Raw genomic sequence first — 25,811 nt, forward strand, 5'->3', positions numbered from 1 at the left:
CGCCTTTTTCTTGGGCGATTGTTTTACCCTGCGCCAACGGTTTTTCCTCTTCGTGATTTGGAGATTTCATGCAACGCATCGACCATACCCTGCCATGGAGCCATCTGGGCACCGAGCGCCGGCTCAGTGTGTTTCGTTACGGCCATGGTCCGCGCAAGGTCTATATCCAGGCCAGCCTGCATGCCGATGAGTTGCCGGGCATGCGCACCGCCTGGGAGCTCAAGCAGCGCCTCAGCGACCTTGAGGCCCAAGGCTTGCTCAAGGGCGTGATCGAACTGGTACCGGTGGCCAACCCCATCGGCCTGGACCAACATCTGCAAGCCGCCCACATGGGCCGTTTCGAACTGGGCAGCGGCAAGAATTTCAACCGTGCCTTCGTCGAACTCAGTGCGCCGGTGGCGCAACGTATCGGTGATCGTCTGGGTGACGACCCGGCGGCCAATATCACCTTGATCCGCCAGACCATGGTGCAAGTGCTCGACGATCTGCCAGCACCACCGTCGCAGCTCGAAGCGCTGCACCGGCTGTTGCTGCGGCATGCCTGCGACGCTGACGTCACCCTGGATCTGCACTGCGATTTCGAGGCGTCGATTCACTTGTACGCCTTGCCGCAGCACTGGCCACAGTGGCGGACCCTGGCAGCGCGGTTGAAGGCCGGGGTGGCGTTGTTGTGCGAGGACTCGGGCGGCAGTTCGTTCGACGAGTCCTGCTCCACCCCTTGGTTGCGCCTGGCGAAGGCCTTTCCCGAGGCGGCGATCCCATTGGCCAACCTGGCCACCACGCTGGAGCTGGGGAGCATGGGCGACACACGAGTGGAGCAGGCCCAGGCCAACTGCGAGGCGATCCTGGGATTTCTCGCTGAACAGGGCTTTATCGCTGGCGACTGGGCGCCCGCGCCCGCCGAGTGCTGCGAAGGCCTTCCGTTCGAGGGTACTGAGTACCTGTTCGCGCCGCACCACGGTGTGGTGAGTTTCCTGCGCGAAGTCGGGGAATCGGTCGAGCGGGGCGAACCGTTGTTCGAAGTCGTCGACCCACTGAGCGACCGGGTTACCACGGTGCGGGCCGGCACCAGCGGCGTGCTGTTCGCGGTGGATCGAGGGCGTTATACCGAGCCGGGCATCTGGCAGGCCAAAGTTGCTGGGCGCGAGCCGATTCGCAGCGGGAAATTGAGCAACGACTGATAAGTGCGGTCTACCTCAGGTTGCCGCGTGGCTATCGAACGATGGAGGAAGATTGATGTTTAGAGCGCTCGCCCTGTTGCTGCTGATGGTCTCGTCCGGGTTGCAGGCGCAACCCGCGTTGCACACCGACCTGCCGCTCAGCTACCTGGCCCAAGTCGATGAGCAGGCCAAGGACCGGCCGCTGGTGATCTTCCTGCATGGTTCCGGCAGTAACGAACAGGACCTTTTCGCGCTCAAGGACGAACTGCCCCGGCACTACAACTACCTCTCGGTCCGTGCGCCGAAGACCATGGAGCCAGGGCATTACCAGTGGTTTGCCAAGGAGGGCGAGGGTGCCTACGACGGCAATGGCGCCGACCTGAAAGCCAGCGGCCAGCTGCTGTTGGATTTCATCCAAAAGGCCCGGGCCAAGTACTCGACCGATCCGGGCAACGTGTACCTGGTGGGTTTCAGCCAGGGCGCGATGATGAGTTACGAAGTGGCGTTGCGACACCCCGAAGCGGTGGGCGGCATCGCTGCGATGGGCGGACGGGTGCTCTCGGTGCTGCGCTCCGAACTGACGCCTGACGAGCCGCGACGGGCGCTGGCGGTATTCATTGGTCATGGCACGGTAGACCCGATCATTCCCTACCACGACGGCACCGAGGCCGATTCCTTCCTGAAAACCCTGGCGCTGGAACCGGAATTCCATGCCTACCTGGGCCTAGGTCACAACATCAGTGCGCAGGAAGTGCAGGACCTACGGGCGTGGTTGGAGCGGCTCAACCCCTAGAGGCTCGGTTGAATGTGCCGACGTCTCGTCGGATCACCGCCCGGAGCAGGCTCGCTCCCACAGTTTGTCCGGTTGGCTGTAATCCTACGGCCTGCACAAAACCCCTGTGGGAGCGAGCCTGCTCGCGATTGATGCGACGCAGTCTCCCAGAATCACTGCTCCTTCACTGCCCCCCGGCAATCCGCTTCACCAGCGCCTCATGACCGGCCTTGTCGCTGGCGCGGGAGATGATCTGCACCACCGCCATGCGCGTGCCGGAAGCTCCCAGCAAGGTGGTGTCCAGGGTCGGTCCGCCGCCCTGGGTCGCGCTGGTGTCGAGTTGACGCAGGCCTAGGCCGGTGCCCTTCTGGGTCAGGCTTTTTTCGCTGAGAATTTTAGCGTCCGGCAAGGCTTTGGTTCGCTGGGCAGCGAAGTCGGCCATGGTTGCGTCGAGGAAGGCGCTGTCGTCATCCTTCACGCTCGTCCCGTCGATGATGACGTTTTCCGCCGCGATCACCACCGTCCGGCTGGCGGCATTGCTGTACATCGTACCTGTCGCGCCGGCGGTGCCCTGGGCGGCTTCCCCGGCGGGCAAGGGTGTCGCGGTGAAACCCTTGGGCAGGTTGAAGGTGAACTTGCCACCCAGCATCGAAACCTTCTGTGCCGGCGCTTCGCTGGAAGGTTTGGCGGGGGCCGCCTGGGCGGGCATCACGCTCAGGCCAGCGATGGCCACCAGCAGCAGGGCGGCGGCATGTTTACTCAGCAATGACATGGAAACTCTCCGGAAGGTTGCGCTCGGGCGGCGATCATCCCATGGGCGGCGCCCCTGACTCCAGCGCTGGCGACATCCTCAACGGTCCCAGTAAGGCACCTCGCCAAAACACTCCAGAAAGAAATCGATCACCGTACGAACCTTCACCGACAAGCGTCGGCTACCCGGCCAGAGAATGGCGATCTGTTGCGGCTCAAGACTGTTGGACGCTTCGTAATCGCGCAGCACTGGCACCAGTGTACCTTTGCGCACGGCCTCGCCGATCAGCCACGACGGAAACATCACCAGGCCCAGGCCTTGTTCAGCGGCCTGGGTCAGGGTGTCGGCGTGATTCCCGGTGATCGGGCCCTTGACGCTGTAGGGCGTCCAAGCCTGGCCGGGACGACGGAAGAACCACCGCTGCTGACCGCTCACGCCTTTGTAGGCCAGGCACTGATGATTCGCCAGTTCCTGGGGCTTGAGCGGCGCGCCATGGCGGGCCAGATACCCGGGGCTGGCGGCGATCTGGAAACGGTGCGGCGCGACAATCCGTGCCTGCATGCTGGAGTCGTGCAGCGGGCCGATGCGAAACAGCAGGTCGGCGCCTTCCTGCAGCGGGTCGACGTAGCTGTCGGTCTGCTGGATGTCCAGTTGCAACCTGGGGTAGCGCTCGCACAACGGCCCCAGCCACGGTGTCAGGTGTCGCTGGCCGAACACCACCGGCGCGTTGATCCGTACCAGGCCGGACGGCTCGCTATGCTGCTCCTGCAAGGCCTGTTCGGCTTCCTCCAGTTGCACCAGCAATAGCCGCGCGTGATGCCCCAGCAGCCGCCCGGCCTCGGTGGGGGAAACGGCGCGGGTATGGCGATAAAGCAACTGCTGGTTCAGCGCCTGCTCCATCAGTTGGATCTGCCGGGAGATCGAGGATGGCGCCAAGCCTTCGCGCCTTGCCACTTCGGAAAAACTGCCGTGGTCGAGCACGGCGACAAACAGCCGGAGTGCCTTGAAACCCAGTTCATTAAGGCCATGCATTGGGATTCATCCTGTGCGTAATGCGCAAAAGTGTTGTCGGGATGCTCCCATTTATCGCACAGGGGCGCCAGCCGATAATGCGCGCCATCCTTGACTCACAGAGGTTCTGAATATGCAGGCGTCTTCACCCAACGAGGCCGCGCCGCTAGCGGCGACATCCAGGCCCCGAACGGCCTTGCGCTGGCTGTTGCTGCCCTTGGTAATCCTGGCCGGTATGGGCTTGTCGGTAGAAGCCGGCCTGCTCGGGCCGCTCGGGGGCCAGGTCGGTCACTTGTGGGCCACCTTGAATATCTTCGGCGTCGGCTCGGCAATTCTGTTCCTGCTGTTGCTGCTCGCGGGTCGCCAGCAGGGCCCGGCCTTGAATGAACTGCCGCGCTGGCAACTGATCGGCGGTTTCCTGGGACCGATCTACGTGGTGGTACTGACCCTCGCCACGCCGCACATCGGCATTGCCATGACCATGATCGCGATTCTGTCCGGGCAGGTCGGCAAAAGCGTGCTGATCGATCATTTCGGCTGGTTCGGCGCGACTCGCAAGCGGGTCAACGGCGAACGCTGGCTGGCGTTGGCGCTGATTGTCGTGGCCCTGGTCCTGATTGCCCGAGGTTGATCATGAGTGTGTTTCTTTTGTTGCTGGTGGTAGTCGCCGCTGGCGCGGTGTTGAGTGTGCAAGCGGCTATCAACGGTCGTCTCGGTCAGACGGTCGGGGTGCTGCGCAGCAGTTTGCTGACGTTTACGGTCGGCACGGTGGTCACTGGATTGCTGATCGTGTTCTTCGAACCGGCCCATGCGGTCAGCCTGCTGGACGTGCCGAAATGGCAGCTCAGCGGTGCGCTGTTCGGCGTGGTGTACATGATCGTGATGGTCGGCGCCGTGCCGAAGGTTGGCACCGCCGTGGCGACCGTGGCGGTGATCGTCGGGCAGTTGGCCATGGGCATGCTGATCGACAACTTCGGCTGGCTGGGCAATCCGGCGATTGAATTGTCCGGCAGCCGCTTGCTGGCGATGGCCTGTCTCGCACTGGCGCTGGTGTTCATGTACCGCAGCAGCACGCGACAGGCCTGAAGCTTCAGTCGGGCTCGACGTCCAGTTGCAGGCTGTCGTCTGCCAGGCGCTCGGTGCGCCGGACGATCCCGCTGATGCGCCGGCCTTCGGCGCTGAATACCACGATCTGGGCTTTCTCCAGATCGTCCGGCAGCGGTGGTCGAACGTGCAGCGCGAACCATGGCGGTTCACCGTCGTCGAGGCGTTTGACATCAAACTGGCAATCGACACTTTTAGTCTCGCGACCAAACAGCGTGTCGAGACCGTAGTCCAGATGAGTGCTGTCGGTGGCTGGGGCGAAGGTCATCGGCGTCTCCTGGAGGGTTGCGCTCGGGGGATGTTCAAGTGATCGCGCCAGGGGTGGAAAATTCCATCGGATAAGTGATGGGCGACTTACGTGGCGAGAGGCTTCAGCGAAACGTCGCAGCGCCCCGTTCTGGGCTGCGCAGCACCCCCAATGTGGCACCGGGACACTTCATGGCCGGCACTGAGCCGTGCGCGTAGCTGGTAGACTCGGTCATCTTCACTTACGAGAGGTATGCCCATGAGCGAGCCGATTCGCCTGACCCAGTACAGCCACGGTGCCGGCTGCGGCTGCAAGATTTCGCCCCAGGTGCTGGAAGTGATTCTGGCCGGCAGCGGTGCGCAGAACCTTGATCCGAAACTGTGGGTGGGCAATGCCTCCCGCGACGATGCCGCGGTCTACGCCATCGACGAGGAGCGCGGGGTCGTATCGACCACCGATTTCTTCATGCCGATTGTCGATGATCCATTCGATTTCGGACGCATCGCTGCCACCAACGCCATCAGCGACATCTACGCCATGGGCGGCGACCCCTTGATGGCCATCGCGATTCTCGGCTGGCCGGTCAATGTCCTGGCGCCCGAGATTGCTCGGGAAGTGATTCGCGGCGGGCGCTCGGTGTGTGACGAGGCTGGGATTCCCTTGGCCGGTGGACATTCGATTGACGCTCCTGAACCGATCTTCGGACTGGCGGTCACCGGCCTGGTGCAGAAACGCCACATGAAACGCAACGACACGGCGACCGTGGGTTGCCGTCTGTACTTGACCAAACCCCTGGGCATCGGCGTTCTCACTACGGCGGAAAAGAAAGGCAAGCTGCGCGCCGGCGACGTCGGCCTGGCCCGGGACTGGATGTGCACGCTCAACAAGCCGGGCAGCCGCTTCGGCAAACTTGAAGGGGTGACGGCGATGACCGATGTCACCGGTTTTGGTCTGCTCGGGCATCTGGTGGAAATGGCCGACGGCAGCCAGGTGACGGCGCGCATCCGCTACGATGCGGTACCGCGCTTGCCGGGTGTCGAATATTACCTGGACCTGGGTTGCATACCGGGCGGTACGCTACGTAACTACGACAGTTACGCCAGTAAGGTTGGAAGGATCCAGGAGCTGCATAAGCGAGTGCTCTGCGACCCGCAGACCAGCGGTGGGCTGTTGATCGCCGTCACGGCCGATGGCGAAGCGCAATTTCTGGCGGTCGCCGCTGAGCTGGGCCTGGCGCTGGAGCCGATTGGCGAGCTGGTCGAGCGACAGAGCCACGCGGTCGAGGTGTCATGATGTTTACTGACGTCACCGATTACCGCGATATTTTCCTCAACGATCGACCGATGATGGACACCCGCGCGCCGGTCGAATTCCTCAAGGGCGCCTTTCCTGGCGTGGTCAATCTGCCGCTGATGACCGACATCGAACGGCAACGCGTCGGCACCTGCTACAAGCAGCAGGGCCAGCAAGCGGCGATTGTCCTGGGGCATCAACTGGTGTCCGGTGAGACCAAGGCGCAACGCATCCAGGCCTGGGCCGAGTTTGCCCGGGCCCATCCTGACGGTGTGTTGTATTGCTTTCGCGGTGGCCTGCGTTCGCAGATCGTCCAGCAATGGCTCAAGGATGAAGCGGGCATCGACTACCCCAGGGTCGGCGGTGGCTACAAGGCCATGCGCACGTTCCTGCTCGGTACCCTCGAACAGGCGGCTGCGCAATGTGACCTGGTGTTGTTGGGGGGCATGACCGGCACCGGCAAGACCGAAGTGCTGACGCAATTGAATAACAGCCTGGACCTGGAAGGCCACGCCAATCATCGCGGCTCAAGCTTCGGCCGGCGTGCCACCGGGCAACCTTGCAATATCGATTTTGAAAACCGGCTGGCGGTGGACGTGCTGAAAAAGCGCGCCGCCGGTATCGGGCAATTCGTGCTTGAAGATGAAAACCGCATGATCGGCCGTTGCGCCTTGCCGCTGCCCCTGTACCAGCGCATGCAGCAGGTGCCGATGGTCTGGCTGGAGGACAGTCTCGAACGACGGGTCGAGCGGATCCTGCGCGACTACGTGATCAACCTGTGCGGCGAGTTCATCGCTGTGCATGGAGACGAAGGCTTCTCGCTGTTTTCCGAGCGGTTGCTGGCGAGCCTGGACAACATCCGCAAACGCCTGGGCGGGGATCGCCATCGACGCTTGATAGAGATTCTGGAAGCGGCCCTGGCCGAGCAGGCCCGCAATGGCGCGGTGGACTTGCATCGCGACTGGATCGAGAGCCTGCTGCGTGAATACTACGACCCGATGTATGTCTATCAGCGAGAGAAGAAGGGCTTGCGGATCGAGTTTTCTGGAGAGCAGGCCGCGGTATTGGCGTATTTGCGGGAACGGGCGGGCGGTTGACTGCGATGTCGCTTGAGAGATCGTCATCGCGAGCAGGCTCGCTCCCACAGGGGGACGGAGTTGACCGCAGGCCGGGAGCACGCCACCGAGCACTGTGGGAGCGAGCCTGCTCGCGATAGCGGAGGCGATGCCGCTCATTGCCTCTTAAAGCACCACCGCCCCAACCAACCCGCAAACAATCCCCACCACCATGGTCAGTACGGCCACGGTTACCAACACCCGCGCATCGAAGTCCCGGCGCAGCATCAGCAGCGAGGGCAGGCTGATGCTCGGCAGGGTCATCAACAGCGCCACGGCCGGGCCGGTGCCCATGCCCAGGGTCATCATGGTCTGCACAATGGGGATTTCCGCCGCGGTGGGAATCACGAACAGCGTGCCGACAATTGCCAGCGGCACCAGCCATAACAGGCTGTTGGCCATGGCGCCGTCGACATGGGGGAACAGCCAGACCCGCGCAGCGCCCAACACCAGCACGGCCAGCACGTAGACCGGGATGGTGCTCCAGAACAGCTGCCACAGGGTCCGTCCCCAGCGGATCAGGAACGGTTGTGCATCCGTCGTGCTGGCCTCTGCGACCGCTTCGACCGCCGCCTCGGGCAGGGCGTCGGGCCGTGCGATACGCTGGGCCACCATCGATACGCCGAACACCAGCACGATACCCGCCACCAGCCGCAGGGCGGTGAAGCCCCAACCCAGTACGAAACCCATGAACACCAGGGTGGCAGGGTTGAGCACCGGGTTGCCGATCCAGAAGGCCAGCGCCGCGCCCACTGACACATTCTGCCGGCGCATCCCGGCCGCCACTGGCGCGGCGCAACACGAACACATCATGCCCGGCAGGGCGAACAGCCCACCACGCAGGGTCGAGGCAAACCCGGCCCGGCCGAACAGGCGCAGCAACCAGTCACGGGGAATCAACACCTGCAACAGCGAGCCGAGGATCACCGCCAGCACCGCGGCCTTCCAGATCGCCAGGAAGTACACCTTGGCGTAGGCCAGTGCAGCGCTCAGCGGCGCCGTCTGGGCATCGTTGAGGATCGAGTTGCCGATGTTGTGGCTGTCGGCGGCAACGAACGCCTTGAGGTAGTAAGGCGACCATTTGACGTAGTACAGGCCGACACAGGCGACCAGCAGGAACAGGGCGGGTTTCCACCAGAACGACCAGCCCCGGCTGGGAGCTGCGAGGTATACGGACATGGAGAAGTTCCGGGCAGTTGAACAAGTGCTCGCATCATAACCCAGCGCGGCTACCCGTGGCCTGCCCGGTGTGTGGGAAACGCCGACAGATCAGGTCGGACAGGTGTGCGCGCCGTTGTCCAGGCCCTGTTTGTAGCTTTGGCTGCTGAGGCTGGCCTTGCCGTTGTGCCAGGTCAGGGTCAACACGTACAGCGAATCGTAGTCGCCCGACGCCCAGTCATCGGTAATGGTCTGTTTCCTGCCCACGGCCTCGCCGGCCACCTTGTTGATCAGCTCCGGCAGGTAGCCGTGGGACCAGGCGGTATAGATCGTGGAATTGTGGTACTTGTCGTGCAGCAGCTCGTCAGCCAGGTCGCTGGTGTCGTTGGCCGAGTAGTTGATGTTCACCGGCAGCCCGAGCTTGATGGCGCTGGGGCTGATGGTCATCAGCGGGCGAATGTAGCTGTAGGAGTTGTCCAGCTCGCCTTCTTCGACATTGCGGGTAGGGTTGGCCGCGAATACGTAGTCGGCCTTGCCGAATTTTTCCGGCAACAGGGTCGCCAGGTCGATGGCGCGGTTGAGGCCCTGGCAATTGAGCTGGCCCAGGCCGCCGGCGGGCTTCTCGGCATGACGCAGGAACACCAGGGTCTGCACGCCGTCGGCCGGCTGGGCGCGGCTGATGCCGGATTCCAGTGCCAGAAACAAGCCACCGACCACCAGCAAGGTCGGCAGTACCAGCCACGAACGGTGTTTGAAACGCTTGGCGAAATTGAGTGGGTTGATCATCGAATAAGTTCTTCAGCTCTTTCGATTCAGGCTGACAAACCCTGGCACCGCGAAGCGTGTGGCCTCGGGTGTTTTCCTTGTCGATACGCCGCTTCGATTCCTCGGGGCATTGCTCAGAGTCCGTCGAGGCCCTTTGGTTCGATCCTGGGGCGGGCTCCTTCCCGAAGATGAGGGGAACATTAGCGACAGGATGTTGCGAAATTAAGAACAGCGGGATGAGATCCATCGAGTCCATCAATCCGGAAATTTGGATTATCCTCGGTCGCCTATCTCTCTCGGAGTTCACGATCATGGCTGACCTGGCCCCATTCCCCATCACCCGCAAATGGCCCGCGCAATACCCTGAGTGGATCCAGCTCTACTCCCTGCCTACGCCCAACGGTGTGAAAGTCTCGATCATGCTGGAAGAGATCGGCCTGCCGTACGAGCCGCATAAAGTCGACTTCGGCAGCAACGATCAGCTTTCCCCTGAGTTCCTGTCCCTGAACCCCAACAACAAGATCCCGGCGATCCTCGACCCCCATGGGCCGGGCGACCAACCGTTGGCGTTGTTCGAATCGGGGGCGATCCTGATCTATCTGGCGGACAAGAGCGGCCAGTTGCTGGCCCAGGAATCGGCGGCGCGCTATGAAACGATCCAGTGGCTGATGTTCCAGATGGGCGGGATCGGGCCGATGTTCGGGCAGTTGGGTTTCTTCAACAAGTTCGCCGGCAAGGATTACGAGGACAAGCGGCCGCGTGACCGGTACGTCGAGGAAAGCAAGCGCCTGCTCAAGGTGCTCGACGGTCGCTTGCAAGGACGGGACTGGATCATGGGCGAGCGCTACACCATCGCTGACATCGCCACCTTCCCCTGGGTGCGCAACCTGATCGGCTTCTATGAAGCAGGCGATCTGGTGGGCATCCAGAATTTTCCCAATGTGACGCGGGTGCTGGAGCGCTTCCTGGCGCGGCCGGCCGTGGCGCGCGGGTTGAAGATTCCGGAGTGAGGGCAGCCATGGCCGGCCGATTCGATTTCAAACAGCTGGACGTGTTCAGCGAAGTGCCCCTCAAGGGCAACCCGCTGGCAGTGGTGCTCGGCGCTGATGGGATCAGTGACGAGCGCATGGCGGCCTTTGCCAACTGGACCAACCTCAGCGAAACCACCTTCCTGTTGGCGCCCCGGCACCCGGAGGCGGATTACCGCGTGAGGATTTTCACCACGTCCACCGAGTTGCCATTTGCCGGGCATCCGACCCTGGGCAGTTGCCACGCCTGGCTCGAAGCCGGCGGCGTACCGAAAGGGCAGGAGATCGTGCAGGAATGCGGCGTCGGCCTGGTCAGGATTCGCCGTAGCGAGCATGGCCTGGCGTTCCTGGCGCCGCCGCTGCTCAAGTCCGGTCCGGTCGACGCTGAATTGCTGGAACGAGTGCGCAAGGGGCTCGGGTTGTCGACCGAGGCAATTGTCGAGGCGCAATGGGTCGATAACGGCGCCGGATGGCTGGCCTTGATGCTCGGGGACCGGCAGCAAGTGCTGACCCTCCAGCCTGATTACCATCAGCTGCGGGATTTGGCCGTAGGTGTCATCGCACGTTGGGATCCGGCCGTGGATGGCGAGGACGCGCATTTTGAAGTGCGTGGCTTCATTGCCGGTGATGGCATGCCCGAGGATCCGGCCACCGGCAGCCTCAACGCCGGCCTTGCGCAATGGTTATTGGGCAAGGGCCTGGCGCCTTCGACCTATGTGGTCAGCCAGGGCCTGACCATGGGGCGGGCCGGGCGTATCCATGTAGAGCAGGTGGGGGGCGAGGTCTGGATTGGTGGCGCGGTGGTGACCTGCATCAATGGCTCGCTGACGTTGTGAAGGGATTATTGCCGGGCAGGTAACACTCTGTTTACCAGCCGGCGTTTGTGCCCTGGGCAGCCAGGGCATAAGCTTTCTCCCCTTCGATCCAGCGCCTACTTGCCCAGGAGTCCCATGTCCAGCCAGTTCCCCGAAGCACGCCCACGCCGTCTGCGCCGTAATGCAAGCCTGCGCAGTCTGTTCCAGGAAACCGAGTTCACCTTGAACGACCTGGTGCTGCCGATTTTCGTCGAGGAAGAAATCGATGACTTCGTGCCGATCAAGAGCATGCCTGGCGTGGTGCGTATCCCTGAGGCGAAGCTGGCCAGCGAGATCGAGCGCTATGCCCGTGCCGGCATCAGGTCGGTGATGACATTTGGCGTCTCCCATCATCTGGACAGCGACGGCAGCGATACCTGGAACGAGCGCGGTCTGGTGTCGCGCATGGCCGCGATCTGCAAGGACGCGGTGCCGGAGATGATCGTGATGTCCGACACCTGCTTCTGTGAATACACCGACCACGGTCACTGCGGCGTGCTCCATGGGCACGAAGTGGACAACGACCGGACCCTGGTCAATCTTGGCAAGCAAGCCGTGGCGGCAGCCCGCGCCGGTGCCGATGTGATTGCCCCGTCGGCGGCCATGGACGGCCAGGTCCAGGCGATTCGCAAGGCCCTGGATGAAGCCGGATTCAGCCAGACGGCCATCATGGCGTATTCGACCAAATTCGCCTCGGCGCTCTACGGTCCGTTCCGCGAGGCCGGCGGCAGCGCCTTGAAAGGCGACCGCAAGAGCTACCAGATGAACCCGATGAACCGCCGCGAAGCCTTGCGCGAATCGTTGCTCGACGAGCAGGAGGGCGCCGATGCGCTGATGGTCAAGCCGGCCGGTGCCTACCTGGACATCATCCGCGACATTCGCCAGGCTTCGAACCTGCCGCTGTCGGCCTATCAGGTCAGCGGCGAGTACGCGATGATCAAATTCGCCGCCCAGGCCGGCGCCATCGACGAAGCCCGCGTGGTCCGCGAGAGCCTCGGCGCGATCAAGCGAGCAGGGGCGGACCTGATCTTCACTTACTTCGCGATGGACCTGGCGTTGAGCGGGATCTGATCAGGCGCAATTCCATAGCGGCAGTGGATGCAGGATTGATGAACCCCGCAATTCCCTTGTGGGAGCGAGCCTGCTCGCGATAGCGGTGGATCAGCTTGCCTCGCTGCTGAATGTGCCGCCGCCATCGCGAACAGGCTCGCTCCCACAGTGGTCTGCGACAGACCATAGCCTGCGCGCGCTTTTGATCGTATGGTGGTTCCGGGATATATATATCTGATGGAACAACATGCAACTCAATCAATTACTGATCAGCCTTGCCGCGTTCATGGTCCTGGCTGGTTGCGGCAGTCGGCAGGCGCAGGAGCCTGAGCGTCAGCCCGCCGAGGTCAAGCGCCAGATCGTACGGCTGTTGCCGGCCAAGACGGTGGATCGCGAGGGCTGGGCCACCGATATCTATGCGGCGTTCGCGGCGCAGCAGATTTCCCCCAGTACGCAGAATATTTGTTCGGTGCTGGCGGTGACCGAACAAGAGTCCACGTTCCAGGCCGACCCGGCAGTGCCGGGGCTGGGCAAGATCGCCCGGGAAGAAATCGACCGGCGTGCCGCGAAGGTGCATGTTCCCGGCCTGCTGGTCAGCGCGGCGCTCCAGGTGCGCTCGCCCGACGGCAAGAGCTATGGTGATCGGCTCAATGCGGCGCGGAGCGAGAAGGAACTGAGCGGGATCTTTGATGATTTCATCGGAATGGTGCCGTTGGGCAAGACGTTGTTCGGCGGTTTCAACCCGGTGCACACCGGTGGGCCGATGCAGGTCAGCATCGCGTTTGCCCAGGCCAATGCCCGCCATTATCCCTACGCGGTGGACGGCTCGATTCGTCGTGAAGTGTTCAGTCGTCGTGGCGGCATGTATTTCGGAATCGCCCACTTGCTGGGCTATCCGGTGAGCTACACCGAGCCGTTGTATCGTTTTGCCGATTTCAATGCCGGGTGGTACGCCAGTCGTAACGCGGCGTTCCAGCACGCGGTGAGCCTGGCGTCAGGCATTCCCCTGGCGTTGGATGGGGATCTGATCCTGCATGACTCGATCATGCCGGGCAGCACGGAACTGGCGGTGCGCACGTTGGGCAAGTCGTTGGGGATGCGTAACCCGACCATTCGCGATCAGCTGGAGTCGGGAGACAGTCTGGCGTTCGAGGACAGCAAACTCTACAAGCGGGTGTTCGAATTGGCGGAGCGGGGCGAGGGCAAGCCTTTGCCGCGAGCGGTGTTGCCGGGGATTGTGCTCAAGAGTCCGAAGATCACTCGCAAGCTGACGACGGCGTGGTTTGCCAAGCGGGTGGATGAGCGTTATCAGCGGTGCATGGCGCGGGCGGTGGGGCGTTAGCCGATTCGCGGGGTTTGGCCTGGATCATTGTGGTGAGGGGCTTGTTCCGCTTGAAGAACAGGGGGCCGCTTCGCAGCCCAGCGGGAGCAAGCTCCCTCGCCACAGGATCGGTTGCAGGTCTTTCGAGACTTGGTCTGGCATTACAGCTGCGCAACTCACACGCGGTTTTCGATCAGACGATCCGAACCACCCTCGGCGACGCGACTTCCAGCAGACGATCCGAACCACCTTCGGCGACGCGGCGTTCTTGCAGACGATCCGAACCACCCTCGGCGACGCGACGTTCCAGCAGACGATCCGAACCACCTTCGGCGACGCGGCGCTCGATCAGTCGATCGGAGCCGCCTTCGGCGACGACCGGTTGGGAGGAGGCGGCGAATACGTTGGCAGCCAGTACAGAGAAGGCGAAGCCGAGGATGATTTGGCGTTTCATGAGGGTGTGCTCCGGGAGATGCTGTGGGTTTGTGTGGGGCCATTCTTGCGCCGGACAGCGATCCAGAGAACTTCATTGAGGTGATGGTGACCATCGACGGCAGTGATGACTCGCCGGCCTGTCATCCGTGCGATGGAACACCAGGGGGCGAGCGGGCTCTACCGGTGTGAGACAACGACAGCCAGGAGGACGAACTCATGTATCAGTTATTCGGTCACCCTCAATCCGGCTCCGCGGCGGTGGAGGTGGCGCTGCGTCTATGTGACGTGGCTTATCGCCGGGTCGATGCCTATTCGACCGAGGACAGCGAGGCACTGAAAGCGCTGGAGGCGTTGAATCCGCATAAACAGGTCCCGACCCTGCAGTTGCCGGACGGCTCGGTGCTCACCGAAGCCGCGGCGATCCTGATTCATCTCGGCTTGTCCTTTCCCGAGTCGAAACTGCTGCCGGACGATCCGGCCCAGCGTGCGCAAGCCATCCGGGGTCTGGTCTATATCGCGGCCAACTGCTACACGCCCATTGGCATCATCGATTTTCCCGAGCGCTGGCTGAACGATGCGGACGAAGCGACCCGCCAGCAATTGGTCTCAGGCACCCAGCAGCGGCTTTATCATAACTGGGCGCTGTTTGCCGACCAGTTCCCGGCGCGGCCGTTTCTCAGTGGCGACGAGCCGGGAGCGCTGGATATCCTGGCCGCCGTCATCACAAAATGGAGTGAAACCCGCGAAGCCATGCTCAACGCCCGACCGCAGTTCCATGATTTGCTGGAACGGATCGATCATCACCCGCGCGTCGCACCGGTGTTGTCGCTGCATTGGCCGACGTAGGGGGGGCTTCCTGGGTCAGGGGCAGGTCTTGCGCGACGCCGCCTGTTCCACGAGTTCGACAAATCGCCGAACGTTATGCTGATGGGCCGTCACCAGTTCATCGATGCTGCCGCCCGCCGGTGTCTGCAGGCTGCTGCGGCAGGTGAGCGGGCGGGCATCATTGCCCAGTGTGCGCAGGCGCCATTGTGCATCCATGCGGGCGTAGCGGCCTGGGATGGAGTCGAAGCGTTGTACTTCGACCCGCAGCAGTAGCCTGGCGGCGCCGGGGTTGTTCAACTGCTCGTCGAGGCTGCTGTGCAACTCATCCGCCAGGCTGGCGCCCCACCATTCGGTTTCCAGGATCGCCAGCCCACTGTTGCCCTGGCGAATGACCATCTGGGTACGGTCCACCTGGGGCGGGACGTTGACCTGTTCAATCTGGATGTCATAGCCGGAGCGCTGGAGCGCCGCCGGTTGGACCGGGCTGAGGGTGTGGTAGTGGATCGGGTCGCTGCGGCAGGCGCCGAGCAGCAGCGCCACGGCAATCAGGGTCAGTTTCAGCCCCATGAGGCGTGCTCCTGTGCTCATTCTTTCACCGGGAATGTGAGGTTCTGCGCCGGTGCATCCTTGGGCCGGCCGCGCAGCAGCGACTCGGGATGACGGCTCAGGTAGTCGGACAGCTCACGCAGTGAGCGTGACATGCGGCCCAGGTCGTCCAAGGTCTGGGTCAGTTGTTCACGCTGGGGCGAATCCTCGGCCAGGGTCGAGTTGGCCGATTGCAGGGTCTTGCTCACGTCCTGCAAGGTGTTCTGCACGCCGGGCAGGGTCTTGTTGTTGAACTGGGCCAGGCCTTTGCGCAGCTCTATCAGGTTGCCGTCCAGGTTGCTGGCGATGCTTTCCAAGGGCAGCTTGTTGAACCGTTCGACCGCCGCTTGCAGCTGTTCCTGCATTTGCTGCAGGCTTCCGGGGACGGTGGGAATGCGCACGGGCCGGGCGGTGGGGTCGAACGCGACTTTCTCGGCCTTGGGATAGAAATCCAGGGCAATGTACAGTTGCCCGGTCAACAGGCTGCCACTGCGGGCCTGGGCACGTAACCCGCGTTCGACGAAGCTGCCCATCAGGCGGGCGCCGGCGGCTTCGTCTTCGGGATCGTGATGGAGCGTTTCGAGCAGCTTTTCATGCGCTTTGCCCAGGCGCTGCGGATAGATCACCACCCCGACGTTGACCGGAAAACTGCGCTGTTTCTCGTCGAAATCCAGATTGATGGCCACCACCTTGCCGATCTCCACCCCCAGGAACTCGACCGGTGCATTGACCCGCAGCCCGCGCAATGCCTGGTCGAAACGCAACGCCAGGTATTGCGCCTTGCCGTTGGGCGGGGCGAGGGCGCTCTGCTGGTCGGCAAACAGCTCGAAGGTCTTGTCCTCGGTGGCGGAGGTGTCGTTGGGGCTGTATTCCGGCGCCCGGAAGGCGATCCCGCCGAGCAGCAGCGCCGAGAGCGATTCGGTCTTGACCGCGAAGCCGTTGGCTCCGACGTTCACATCCACTCCGCTGACGTTCCAGAACCGGGTGTTTTCGGTGACGTACACATCGTTCGGCGCATTGATGAAAACATCGATGTTGACCCCTTTGCCTTCGGCGTCCAGCCCGTAGGACACCACCTGGCCCACCGGGATCTTGCGCAGGTACACCGGCGAGCCGATGTCCAGCGAACCAAGGTCCTGGGAGTGCAGGGTGAAGCGCTTGCCCGGTTCGCCATAGGTGATCGGGGGCGGCGCTTCCAGGCCGGTGAAGGATTTCGCGCGGACTTTCGATTGGCCGGCGTCAGCGCCGATGAAGTCCCCGGACAACAGCGTGTCGATGCCCGAGATACCGCCGGCGCCGATGCGCGGCCGTACTACCCAGAACACCGAATCTTCATGGGTGAAGGTGTCGGCGGTTTTCTCCAGCTTGACCGTGGCGGTGACGTTCTTCTGGTCGTCGCTCAATTGCACGTCGGTGACCTGGCCGATGACCACATTGCGGTATTTCACCTGGGTCTTGTTGGCAGTCAGGCCCTGGCCGGTCTTGAAGGTGATGGTGATGGTCGGGCCTTCCTGCAGCCAGTTGTGCACCACAAGGGACACGCCCACCAGCACCGCGATGATCGGCACGATCCACACCAGCGACACCGTCCAGCGGCGGCTGGTCACCTGGGCGCGACCGGCTGCGGGTCGCTGCTCGTCAGTGGCTTGCGACTTCATCCATGGCCTCCTCGGCGGGTGGGGTATCCCAGATCAGGCGCGGGTCGAAACTCATGGCCGACAGCATGGTGAACAGTACCACCAGGCCGAAGAACAGGATTCCCGGTCGCGGCTCGATATCGCTCAGTGCCTGGAACTTGACCAGCGCCGCCACCAGGGCCACCACCAGCACGTCGAGCATCGACCAGTAACCGATCACTTCCACCAGCCGGTACAACTTCGCTCGTTGGAGCTGGGCCCAGGTGCTGCGCCGTTGCACGGTGACCAGCAGCAGGGTCAGCACCACGAACTTGATCCCCGGCACCGCGATGCTGGCGATGAAAATGATCAGGGCAATGTCCCATGCGCCGCTCTGCCAGAATTCGATGACGCCGCTGATGATGGTGCTGTCGGCGCCCTTGCCGAGCATCTGGGTGTTCATCACCGGAAGCAGGTTGGCCGGGATGTAGAACACCAACGCGGCGAGCATGTAGGCCCAGGTGCGGGTGATGGGGTCGGGCTTGCGGCGATGCAGGGCGGCATCGCAGCGCGGGCAGGCGTGGGGTTCGTCGGCCATGTCGCAGGCCAGGCCACAGCCGTGGCACAGGCACAAGTTCAGGTCGCTGGCCTGGGGCGGCGTGCCGAGTAACGGGCCGTTCACAGGCTGTCCCACAGGTCGCGGACGTCGCGCCCGGCAATGCGGATCATCAGCAGGCTCAAGGCCGCCAGGGCAAACAGACCGATGCCCGGCAATACGTCCAGCAACCCGGCGAGTTTGATCACCGCCACCAGCGCGCCGAGCAGGCAGACTTCAAGCATGCTCCACGGCCGCAGCGTTTCCAGGCTGCGCATGCACAAGGCGAAGCCCGGCGCGCGGCGATTGCCGTAGGCGTAGCCCAGGACCCAGAGCAGGAGCACCAGTTGCAAGGCCGGTGCGATAATGATCGCCACGGCCGCCACCAACGCGATAAATGTGATCGAGCCCTGGCTCAGTGCCACGACCGAATCCCACAGTGTCGCGCTGTTGGTCAGGCCCTGGAGGCGGATGTTCATCAATGGATAGACGTTGGCGAAGGCCCAGAGCACCGCCGCCGTTACGCTCAAGGCCAGGCGCTGCTCGATGCTCAGGCCGTTGTAGCGCTGGATCACCGCGTGGCAGCGCACGCACGAGGCTTTCTGGTGGGCAACCAGTACCACCGGCTCGTACACCGCATCGCAATGTTCACAAATGATCAGTCGCTCGGTGTCGGCCATCGGGCTGCTCGGCAGGGGCATCCCCTTCAATATAGAAGTCCGTTGGGATTGAGCAACCCGGCCGGCAGGCTGTGTGAAAACGGCTACGGGTTTTTCACACAGCCTGCCGGGTGAATCATTCGCCGCGAATGTACTGCTCCAGTTGCTTGATCAGGTCCGCCTGCTCGGCGATGGCTTCCTTGACCAGGTCGCCGATAGACAACAGGCCGACCAGCTTGCCGTCCTCGACCACCGGCAAATGTCGCAGGTGTTTCTCGGTCATGATGCTCAGGCAGGTCTCGACGTTCTGGTGCGGGTCGATGGTGATCACCGGGGAGACCATGATGTCACTGACCTTAGTGCCCACCGACGAGCGGCCATGCAGGACCATTTTGCGCGCATAGTCGCGCTCGCTGATGATCCCCAGCACTTCATCGTTTTTCACCACCAGCAAGGCGCCGACGTTCTTCTCCGCCATGCGCATCAGGGCCTGCAACACCATGTCGTCCGGTGAGATGGTGTGCACTTGCTGGTTTTTTTCATCTTTCATCCGGAGCAACTGCGCGACGGTTTTCATGGGCAAGCCTCAGGGTGTTGTTTTTGCGGGTGGTCTAAGAATCGTAGACCCAACGGCCCAGGGCAAGCGATAAAGCGGCGGCCAGCCGTCAAAAAACGTCATGGCCGGTGAATTCGCCCCGAATGGATGTCATCCGCGCGCCCCCTGTGGCGAGGGAGCTTGCTCCCGCTGGGCTGCGCAGCAGCCCCAACTGCCGGGTATCTGAAACTCCGCGGTGCCTGTTCGAGGGCTGCTTCGCACTGGAGCGCCAGCCCGGCGGGAGCAAGCTCCCTCGCCACAAGAGTGGAGGCCGCGAGAGTGGGGCAAAACAGCGTTGAGCAGGTGAAGTCGCCTCGCCACAGGTAGAATCACCGCCTACGCATATTTCGAGGTTGCAACGGTGGATTTACAGCAGGGCTTCGTCCTGACCCGGCATTGGCGCGACACCCCGGCCGGCACAGAGGTTGAGTTCTGGCTGGCCACTGACGCCGGGCCCCGGCGCGTGCGCCTGCCGGTGCAGCCCTCGGTGGCGTTCGTGCCGCAGATCCAGCGCGGACAGCTTGAAGCCCTGTTGCAAGGGGAAAAGGGGATCGAACTGCGGCCCCTGGATCTGCTGGACTTCGAGCATCGCCCGGTGCTCGGGCTGTATTGCCAGCAACATGCTCAATTGATGCGCCTGGACACCACCTTGCGCCGCGCCGGCGTGGAGGTCTTCGAAGCCGACATCCGGCCGCCGGAGCGCTACCTGATGGAGCGCTTCATCACCGCGCCGGTGTGGTTCGGTGGCAATGCGGCGGATGACGGCCTGTTGGTCGACGTCCAGATGAAACCCGCCCCCGATTACCGCCCTCCGTTGCGCCTGGTCTCCCTGGACATCGAAACCACCGCCCAGGGCGAGTTATATTCCATCGCCCTGGAAGGTTGCGGCGAGCGTCAGGTGTACATGCTCGGGCCACCGAATGGCGACGCCGGCGGCGTGGATTTCCAGCTCGAATACTGCGAGTCGCGCACGGTGCTGCTGAAGAAGCTCAACGACTGGTTCGCGCATTTTGACCCCGACGCGATCATCGGCTGGAACCTGGTGCAATTCGACCTGCGTGTGCTGCACGAACATGCCCGGCGGCTGGCGGTGCCGTTGCGTCTGGGCCGAGGCGGGGAAGAGATGCAATGGCGCGAGCACGGCGCCCGCAACAACCATTTCTTTGCCTCGGCGGCTGGCCGCTTGATCATCGACGGCATCGAGTCCCTGCGTTCGGCCACCTGGAGTTTCCCCTCGTTCAGCCTGGAAAACGTTGCCCAGACGCTGTTGGGGGAGGGCAAGTCCATCGACAATCCGTACCAGCGCATGGATGAGATCAACCGCATGTTCGCCGAGGACAAGCCGGCCCTGGCCCGCTATAACCTCAAGGACTGCGAACTGGTGACGCGGATTTTCGCCAAGACCGAGCTGCTCAAGTTCCTGCTGGAACGGGCCAGCGTCACCGGTCTGCCGGTGGATCGCAGCGGTGGCTCGGTGGCGGCCTTCACCCATCTGTATATGCCGCTGATGCATCGCCAGGGTTTCGTCGCGCCGAATCTTGGGCAGCGCCCGCCCGAGGCCAGTCCGGGCGGCTTCGTCATGGATTCGCAACCGGGGCTCTACGAGTCGGTGCTGGTGCTGGACTACAAGAGCCTGTATCCGTCGATCATCCGCACCTTCCTCATTGATCCGGTGGGCCTGATCGAAGGGCTGCGTCATCCCGGCAACAGCGAATCGGTGCCGGGCTTTCGCGGCGCCCGTTTCTCCCGGACCCGGCATTGCCTGCCATCCATCGTGGCACGCGTCGCCGAAGGCCGGGAAACCGCCAAGCGCGAACACAACGCCCCCTTGTCCCAGGCGCTGAAAATCATCATGAACGCCTTTTACGGCGTGCTCGGTTCCAGTGGTTGCCGTTTCTTCGACTCGCGATTGGCCTCATCCATCACCCTGCGCGGTCACCAGATCATGCAGCGCACCCGGCATCTGATCGAGGCCCAGGGACATGTGGTGATCTACGGTGACACCGACTCTACGTTCGTCTGGCTGCGCCGGGCCCACGCCGAGGAGGACGCGGCGCGGATCGGCCGCGAACTGGTAGCACACGTCAACCAGTGGTGGCGCGAGCATGTGCAGACAGAGTTCGGGCTGCAGAGCGCCTTGGAGTTGCAGTTCGAAACCCATTTCAAACGCTTCCTGATGCCGACCATCCGGGGCGCCGAGGAGGGCAGCAAGAAACGCTACGCCGGGCTGGTGACCCGCGCTGATGGCAGCGACGAAATCGTCTACAAGGGCCTGGAAACCGTACGCACCGATTGGTCGCTGCTGGCCCGGCAGTTCCAACAGGAGTTGTACGGGCGAATCTTCCACCGCCAGCCCTATCAGGATTACGTGCGCGACTATGTGCAGCAGACCCTGGCCGGCGTGTTCGATGAGCGGCTGGTCTATCGCAAACGCCTGCGCCGCCCGTTGGAGGACTACGAGCGCAACGTGCCACCCCACGTCCGTGCGGCCCGTCTGGCCGATGAATTCAACCAACGCCAGGGTCGCCCGCGGCAGTACCAGAACGGCGGCTGGATCAGCTACGTCATCACCGTCGCTGGGCCCGAGCCATTGGAAGCCCGTAGCGCGCCTATCGACTACGACCACTACGTGAGCAAGCAGCTACAGCCGGTGGCGGATGCGATTTTGCCGTTCGTGGACGATGATTTCTCAACGCTGGTGGGCGGGCAGATGGGGTTGTTCTGAGCGCTGCGCATCGATGATCACACGTGTGCTTGGCTGTTTATGTGGCGAGGGAGCAAGCTCCCTCGCCACATAAGCGCGTTACCGCGCAAAACTAGACCATCGCCAAGCGCTGCTTGCCCCGGGGCTGGGCGAACGTCAGGTCAAGCGCCGCCAGGTCCTGCGGCGCTAGCGTCAGGTTCGCCGCCTCGGCGTTCAGACGCACGTGCTCAGGTTGCACGGCTTTGGGGATGGCGATGACATTGTCGTGGCGCAGCAACCATGCCAGTGCGACCTGCGCCGGCGTTGCGCCGTGGCGTTGGGCGATTTGTACCATCGTAGGGTCCTTGAGCAGATGCCCGCCCTGGCCGACCGGACAATAAGCCATGAGCGGCATGCGCTGCTGCAGGCACCAAGGCAGCAGATCGAATTCGATGCCGCGTTCTTGCAGGTTGTAGAGCACCTGATTGGTGGCGCAGGCGGGCGAGGCCAGTTCCTCGAGGTCGGCGACGTCGAAGTTCGATACACCCCAATGGCCGATCTTGCCTTCCTCACGCAAGCGCTCGAAGGCTTCGACGGTTTCTTCCAGCGGATATTGGCCGCGCCAGTGCAGCAGATACAGGTCGATGTAATCGGTGTCGAGTCGCCGCAGGCTGCGCTCGCAGGCCAAGGGGATGCCTTTGCGGCTGGCGTTGTGGGGATAGACCTTGCTCACCAGGAACACCTGGTCCCGAACGCCTTTGATCGCTTCGCCCACCACGGTCTCGGCGCCGCCTTCGGCGTACATCTCGGCGGTGTCGATCAGCGTCATGCCCCGTTCGATGCCCAGGCGCAGGGCCGCCACTTCCTTTTTGTGCTGGGACGGTTCCTCACCCATGCGCCAGGTGCCCTGGCCGATCACGGGCACCGACACGCCGGCCAATTGCAGAGTCCTCATGCCTGTCTCCTGTGTGTTTGAACATCAGAGGTGTGGCAGCAGGATAGACCAAGTGCTCGATATTCGATCACCTGTGGGAGCGAGCCTGCTCCCACAGGTGGGTAGGTGGTTACTTGGCCGAGAACTTCAAGACCATGGTCTGGGTGTAGGTCTGGCCCGGATCCAGGCGCGTGGATGGGAAGTTCGGCTGGTTGGGCGAGTCCGGGAAATGCTGGGTTTCCAGGGTGAACGCGCCCCAGTGCGGATAGACCTTGCCCTGCTTGCCCTTGACCGTGCCGTCGAGGAAGTTGCTGGTGTAGAACTGCACGCCAGGCTCGGTGGTGAACAGCTGCAAGCGGCGTCCGGATTGTGGGTCGTAGACATCGGCGGCGACTTTGCTCACGTCGCCCTTGGCATCGAGCACCCAGTTGAAATCGAAGCCGCCCTGTTTCGGTTCGGCAAACTTGAGTTGCGGGTGGTCGGCCTTGATATGGGTGCCGATGGCTGTGGGCTTGGTGAAGTCCATTGGCGTGCCGGCTACGGGGGCCAGCTCACCGGTGGGAATCAGCTTGCCGGTGACCGGTGTGTAGCGGGCGGCATGCAGGGTCGCCACTTGCTTGAGAATGTCGCCGTTACCCGCGCCCGCCAGGTTGAAATAGCTGTGGTTGGTCAGGTTCAGGACAGTGGGCTTGTCGGTGCTGGCCTTGTACTCGATGCGCAATTCGTTCTGTTCGTTGAGGCTGTAGGTGACGTCGGTCTTCAATGCTCCGGGAAAGCCCATCTCGCCATCCGCCGAGAGGTAGGTCAGGGTCACGCCCACCGAGTCCTTACTGTCATGAGGCTGGGCTTTCCAGACGCGTTTGTCGAATCCCAGCGGCCCGCCGTGCAGGGAGTTGCCGTGATCGTTCTGCGGCACCTGGTAGCGCTTGCCATCGAGCTCGAACGCGCCGTCCGCCAGACGATTGCCGAAGCGGCCGATGGTTGCGCCGAAGTACACGCTACCGTTCTTCTGATAGCCCTGCACATCGTCGAAGCCGAGCACGATATCGTCGGCCTTGCCGTTTTTGTCCGGCACACTCAGGGACTGGAGAATGCCGCCATAGGTAATGACCGTGGCCTCCATCCCATGGCTGTTGCGCAGCACGAATTTTTCCACCGCCGTACCGTCGTCGGTCTTGCCGAACGCGGCGCGTTCATTGGTCAGGCCGGCGGCCTGGGAAGCAGAAGTGGCGATCATCAGAGACACTCCGAGGGCCGTGAGCAGATGTCTGGATTCAAGCATGGTGTGACCTTCCTGTTGTTTTGTTGTTGTTTTGAACGCGGGTCGTGTCCGTTACTTGGTCGGACAGCGGTGAAGGTTTTTCTGTTCAGTAGTCTTTCTATTTGAGGGTTGAGAAGGGATTTATAGCCTTAAAATCAGATTTATCAATTAAAAAGTAATACTAATTAACCTGGCGACCTCTCTGGACAGATCGAGGATTTTCTGCCGGCACTGCACTTTTGCTTTTTTTGCCGCTCTATCCAGGGCCTGGAAGCGACGACCCCCCATCGCTTCCCGATGCCCAGACCGAGACCCGATGGCTGTTGTTTTTTGTTTTCTGATGATGCTGCGACGACGACTCGGGACGCTGTCGGTCGGTGCGCTGATGTTGCTCAGCGGTGGATGCAGCCATCAGCAGGGGCAGGACATGGTCACGCAGTTCAGCAACGCCAGGCCTCAGGAGTTCCTGCAGACCAGCGTCGATCGTATGGCCACGCTATCGATGCACGACAATCTGCAAAGCCTTTACCTGCTGATGAGCAAGTTGTACCTGCGCAACCCCGATGAATTGCGCAAGTCCGGTTTTCTCGAGGCACGCATCGCCGAGCAGCAGGTACGCCTGGCCATCGAGCAGCAACAGCCCTTGCCGACCCTTGGTGGCCGCAAGGACCTGGCTGCGCTGAGCTATGCCATGAGCCCGGAGTTTCTCGGCGATCGGGTCGGGGCGTTTATCTACGCCATCGGCAGCATGCTGGTCACCGCTCATGGCAATCGCCTGGAGTTCTACATGACCGACACCATCGATCCGCGTTTTGTCAGCAACGCGGCACGTAATATCGAGAAAGCCACCTGGTTGCTGAGCCAGCGCCAGAACAAGGACGGCAAGCCGTTGCTGTTTTCCAATGAAATTTCCGAGGAGGGCAGCAACCTGAGTTTCGCTGTTGAATTCGGCAAGATCGTTGCGCGATTGGATTTGTTGACACAGATGTTGGATGAGCGTTACCGGCGGATCGGCCTGAACTATGCCCAGAGCCTGTTGTTCCTGAATTTTCTGCCGGTGCAGTGAGAGGGTGAAATGGAATAAAGATAGATCACATCGATATAGGGGGGTTATAAGAAAAATCGCTATGCTCGCGGCCAGATTTTTCACGCAGTTGTACTGAGACGGTTTAATGGATTTCGGTAATGTCGGTTTAGTCGTGGCGGGCCTCGTGGTCGGCTTCATCGTCGGGATGACCGGCGTCGGGGGCGGTTCGCTGATGACCCCGATCCTGTTGTGGTTCGGCATCAATCCGGCGACAGCGGTGGGCACCGATCTGTTGTACGCGGCCATTACCAAATCCGGCGGTGTGCTGGTTCATGCCAGGAACCGGAATATCGACTGGGCCATCACCGGTTGGCTGACCCTGGGCAGCGTACCGGCAGTGGGGCTGACGCTGTGGTTCCTCAGCAGCCTGCACAGCTCTCCCGACGCCATGAACGCGGTGATCAAGCAGGCGTTGGGCTTTGTCCTGTTTGCCACCGCCCTGGCGATCCTGTTCAAGAAACGCTTGTTGCAATTCGCCCATGACCGCGCCGGCGGCCAGTACAACCCTTCCGGCAAACGCCTGAATCTGCTCACGGTGGTGACCGGCCTGGTACTCGGCACCATGGTCGCCCTGACTTCCATCGGCGCGGGCGCGCTGGGTACGGTCGCGCTGTTCATCCTCTATCCCTTTCTCCTCACCCGGCGTCTGGTGGGCACCGAAATCGCCCACGCCGTGCCGCTGACCCTGGTCGCCGGCCTCGGCCACGCAAGCATGGGCAACATGGACTGGCACATCCTTGGTTTCCTGCTGGTCGGCTCGTTGCCGGGCATCTACCTGGGCAGTCACTTGTCCGGACGCATCTCCGACGAACTGCTGCGTCCTTGCCTGGCGGTGATGTTGGCGATGATCGGGTTCAAGCTGGCGTTCTAGCACCAACACCCGAATTAGAGAAACACCACAGATCCA

26 protein-coding genes and 1 pseudogene are annotated in these 25,811 nt (G+C 62.4%); 14 read left to right on the top strand and 13 right to left on the bottom strand.

Features of this window, described 5'->3' with window-relative positions; all coding sequences use genetic code 11:
- The first annotated feature begins 68 nt into the window (after positions 1-68).
- Both ACLEJQ_RS12895 and ACLEJQ_RS12900 read left to right on the top strand, forming a co-directional pair.
- Positions 69-1,181, top strand: coding sequence for a succinylglutamate desuccinylase/aspartoacylase family protein (locus tag ACLEJQ_RS12895; RefSeq protein WP_440795484.1), 1,113 nt, complete (start codon positions 69-71; stop codon positions 1,179-1,181).
- Positions 1,182-1,236: 55 nt separating this feature from the next.
- Positions 1,237-1,953, top strand: coding sequence for an alpha/beta hydrolase (locus ACLEJQ_RS12900; protein ID WP_440795486.1), 717 nt, complete (start codon positions 1,237-1,239; stop codon positions 1,951-1,953).
- A 163-nt stretch (positions 1,954-2,116) separates the two neighbouring features.
- On the opposite strand, the gene ACLEJQ_RS12905 is transcribed toward ACLEJQ_RS12900, so the two are convergent.
- Together ACLEJQ_RS12905 and ACLEJQ_RS12910 are read right to left on the bottom strand one after the other, a co-directional pair.
- Positions 2,117-2,704 carry a hypothetical protein gene (locus ACLEJQ_RS12905; protein WP_440795488.1) on the bottom strand — a complete coding sequence of 196 codons (588 nt, stop codon included), beginning with the start codon at positions 2,702-2,704 and terminating at the stop codon, positions 2,117-2,119.
- Positions 2,705-2,782: 78 nt separating this feature from the next.
- Positions 2,783-3,715, bottom strand: coding sequence for a LysR family transcriptional regulator (locus ACLEJQ_RS12910; protein WP_440795490.1), 933 nt, complete (start codon positions 3,713-3,715; stop codon positions 2,783-2,785).
- Between the two features lie 112 nt (positions 3,716-3,827).
- On the opposite strand from ACLEJQ_RS12910, the gene ACLEJQ_RS12915 reads away from it, so the two are divergent.
- Both ACLEJQ_RS12915 and ACLEJQ_RS12920 read left to right on the top strand, forming a co-directional pair.
- The gene (locus ACLEJQ_RS12915) at positions 3,828-4,325 is read left to right on the top strand and encodes a DMT family transporter (protein WP_440795492.1); all 498 of its coding nucleotides are present in this window, start codon (positions 3,828-3,830) and stop codon (positions 4,323-4,325) included.
- A gap of 2 nt (positions 4,326-4,327) precedes the next feature.
- Positions 4,328-4,780, top strand: coding sequence for a DMT family transporter (locus ACLEJQ_RS12920; RefSeq protein WP_440795494.1), 453 nt, complete (start codon positions 4,328-4,330; stop codon positions 4,778-4,780).
- A 4-nt stretch (positions 4,781-4,784) separates the two neighbouring features.
- Here ACLEJQ_RS12920 and ACLEJQ_RS12925 read toward each other — a convergent pair whose 3' ends face one another.
- On the bottom strand, positions 4,785-5,066 hold the full coding sequence (locus ACLEJQ_RS12925) for a hypothetical protein (RefSeq protein ID WP_440795495.1): 282 nt from the start codon (positions 5,064-5,066) through the stop codon (positions 4,785-4,787).
- A 237-nt stretch (positions 5,067-5,303) separates the two neighbouring features.
- On the opposite strand from ACLEJQ_RS12925, the gene selD reads away from it, so the two are divergent.
- Positions 5,304-6,338 (top strand): selenide, water dikinase SelD, encoded by a 1,035-nt coding sequence (gene selD, locus ACLEJQ_RS12930; protein ID WP_440795497.1) that lies wholly within the window; start codon positions 5,304-5,306, stop codon positions 6,336-6,338.
- A complete protein-coding gene (gene mnmH, locus ACLEJQ_RS12935) occupies positions 6,338-7,435 on the top strand; it encodes a tRNA 2-selenouridine(34) synthase MnmH (RefSeq protein ID WP_440795542.1) in 1,098 nt (365 codons plus the stop codon). Before selD ends, mnmH begins: the two co-directional genes overlap by 1 nt.
- Positions 7,436-7,579: 144 nt before the next feature.
- On the opposite strand, the gene ACLEJQ_RS12940 is transcribed toward mnmH, so the two are convergent.
- Positions 7,580-8,632, bottom strand: coding sequence for a permease (locus ACLEJQ_RS12940; protein WP_440795499.1), 1,053 nt, complete (start codon positions 8,630-8,632; stop codon positions 7,580-7,582).
- Positions 8,633-8,722: 90 nt separating this feature from the next.
- Positions 8,723-9,397, bottom strand: coding sequence for a histidine phosphatase family protein (locus ACLEJQ_RS12945; RefSeq protein ID WP_440795501.1), 675 nt, complete (start codon positions 9,395-9,397; stop codon positions 8,723-8,725).
- Positions 9,398-9,687: 290 nt separating this feature from the next.
- Here ACLEJQ_RS12945 and ACLEJQ_RS12950 point away from each other — a divergent pair, with 290 nt between their 5' ends.
- The 4 genes from ACLEJQ_RS12950 to ACLEJQ_RS12965 all read left to right on the top strand — a co-directional run bounded on the left by ACLEJQ_RS12950 (position 9,688) and on the right by ACLEJQ_RS12965 (position 13,650).
- Entirely contained in the window at positions 9,688-10,386 is a 699-nt protein-coding gene (locus ACLEJQ_RS12950; RefSeq protein ID WP_440795503.1) for a glutathione binding-like protein, read from the top strand.
- An 8-nt stretch (positions 10,387-10,394) separates the two neighbouring features.
- The gene (locus ACLEJQ_RS12955) at positions 10,395-11,240 is read left to right on the top strand and encodes a PhzF family phenazine biosynthesis protein (RefSeq protein WP_440795505.1); all 846 of its coding nucleotides are present in this window, start codon (positions 10,395-10,397) and stop codon (positions 11,238-11,240) included.
- 114 nt (positions 11,241-11,354) lie between these two features.
- The gene (gene hemB / locus ACLEJQ_RS12960) at positions 11,355-12,329 is read left to right on the top strand and encodes a porphobilinogen synthase (RefSeq protein WP_440795507.1); all 975 of its coding nucleotides are present in this window, start codon (positions 11,355-11,357) and stop codon (positions 12,327-12,329) included.
- Between the two features lie 226 nt (positions 12,330-12,555).
- Positions 12,556-13,650 (top strand): DUF1615 domain-containing protein, encoded by a 1,095-nt coding sequence (locus tag ACLEJQ_RS12965; RefSeq protein ID WP_440795509.1) that lies wholly within the window; start codon positions 12,556-12,558, stop codon positions 13,648-13,650.
- 158 nt (positions 13,651-13,808) lie between these two features.
- Here ACLEJQ_RS12965 and ACLEJQ_RS12970 read toward each other — a convergent pair.
- Positions 13,809-14,083, bottom strand: a pseudogene (locus ACLEJQ_RS12970) (phage infection protein); the annotation flags it as partial.
- Between the two features lie 197 nt (positions 14,084-14,280).
- Here ACLEJQ_RS12970 and ACLEJQ_RS12975 point away from each other — a divergent pair.
- Positions 14,281-14,910, top strand: a complete 630-nt coding sequence (locus ACLEJQ_RS12975) for a glutathione S-transferase family protein (protein ID WP_440795511.1) — start codon at positions 14,281-14,283, stop codon at positions 14,908-14,910.
- Between the two features lie 15 nt (positions 14,911-14,925).
- On the opposite strand, the gene ACLEJQ_RS12980 is transcribed toward ACLEJQ_RS12975, so the two are convergent.
- The 5 genes from ACLEJQ_RS12980 to ACLEJQ_RS13000 form a co-directional block, all read right to left on the bottom strand.
- Positions 14,926-15,477 (bottom strand): PqiC family protein, encoded by a 552-nt coding sequence (locus tag ACLEJQ_RS12980; RefSeq protein ID WP_440795513.1) that lies wholly within the window; start codon positions 15,475-15,477, stop codon positions 14,926-14,928.
- Entirely contained in the window at positions 15,474-17,132 is a 1,659-nt protein-coding gene (locus ACLEJQ_RS12985; RefSeq protein WP_440795515.1) for a PqiB family protein, read from the bottom strand. Before ACLEJQ_RS12985 ends, ACLEJQ_RS12980 begins: the two co-directional genes overlap by 4 nt.
- The gene (locus ACLEJQ_RS12990; protein WP_440795517.1) at positions 17,113-17,772 is read right to left on the bottom strand and encodes a paraquat-inducible protein A; all 660 of its coding nucleotides are present in this window, start codon (positions 17,770-17,772) and stop codon (positions 17,113-17,115) included. Before ACLEJQ_RS12990 ends, ACLEJQ_RS12985 begins: the two co-directional genes overlap by 20 nt.
- A complete protein-coding gene (locus ACLEJQ_RS12995; protein WP_440795544.1) occupies positions 17,769-18,365 on the bottom strand; it encodes a paraquat-inducible protein A in 597 nt (198 codons plus the stop codon). Before ACLEJQ_RS12995 ends, ACLEJQ_RS12990 begins: the two co-directional genes overlap by 4 nt.
- Positions 18,366-18,480: 115 nt before the next feature.
- The gene (locus tag ACLEJQ_RS13000; RefSeq protein ID WP_440795519.1) at positions 18,481-18,921 is read right to left on the bottom strand and encodes a CBS domain-containing protein; all 441 of its coding nucleotides are present in this window, start codon (positions 18,919-18,921) and stop codon (positions 18,481-18,483) included.
- Positions 18,922-19,300: 379 nt separating this feature from the next.
- On the opposite strand from ACLEJQ_RS13000, the gene ACLEJQ_RS13005 reads away from it, so the two are divergent.
- Positions 19,301-21,664, top strand: a complete 2,364-nt coding sequence (locus ACLEJQ_RS13005) for a DNA polymerase II (protein ID WP_440795521.1) — start codon at positions 19,301-19,303, stop codon at positions 21,662-21,664.
- Between the two features lie 91 nt (positions 21,665-21,755).
- On the opposite strand, the gene ACLEJQ_RS13010 is transcribed toward ACLEJQ_RS13005, so the two are convergent.
- Positions 21,756-22,577 carry an aldo/keto reductase gene (locus ACLEJQ_RS13010; RefSeq protein ID WP_440795522.1) on the bottom strand — a complete coding sequence of 274 codons (822 nt, stop codon included), beginning with the start codon at positions 22,575-22,577 and terminating at the stop codon, positions 21,756-21,758.
- 109 nt (positions 22,578-22,686) lie between these two features.
- Complete coding sequence (locus ACLEJQ_RS13015) at positions 22,687-23,838, bottom strand: aldose epimerase family protein (protein ID WP_440795524.1); 1,152 nt, start codon at positions 23,836-23,838, stop codon at positions 22,687-22,689.
- Positions 23,839-24,157: 319 nt separating this feature from the next.
- Between ACLEJQ_RS13015 and ACLEJQ_RS13020 the strand changes: the two genes are divergently transcribed.
- The gene (locus ACLEJQ_RS13020) at positions 24,158-24,883 is read left to right on the top strand and encodes a hypothetical protein (protein WP_440795546.1); all 726 of its coding nucleotides are present in this window, start codon (positions 24,158-24,160) and stop codon (positions 24,881-24,883) included.
- Positions 24,884-24,989: 106 nt separating this feature from the next.
- A complete protein-coding gene (locus tag ACLEJQ_RS13025) occupies positions 24,990-25,775 on the top strand; it encodes a sulfite exporter TauE/SafE family protein (RefSeq protein ID WP_440795526.1) in 786 nt (261 codons plus the stop codon).
- Positions 25,776-25,811 lie beyond the last annotated feature (36 nt).

It is taken from the genome of Pseudomonas sp. SMV71, from assembly GCF_052042015.1.
Classification (GTDB): Bacteria; Pseudomonadota; Gammaproteobacteria; order Pseudomonadales; family Pseudomonadaceae; genus Aquipseudomonas.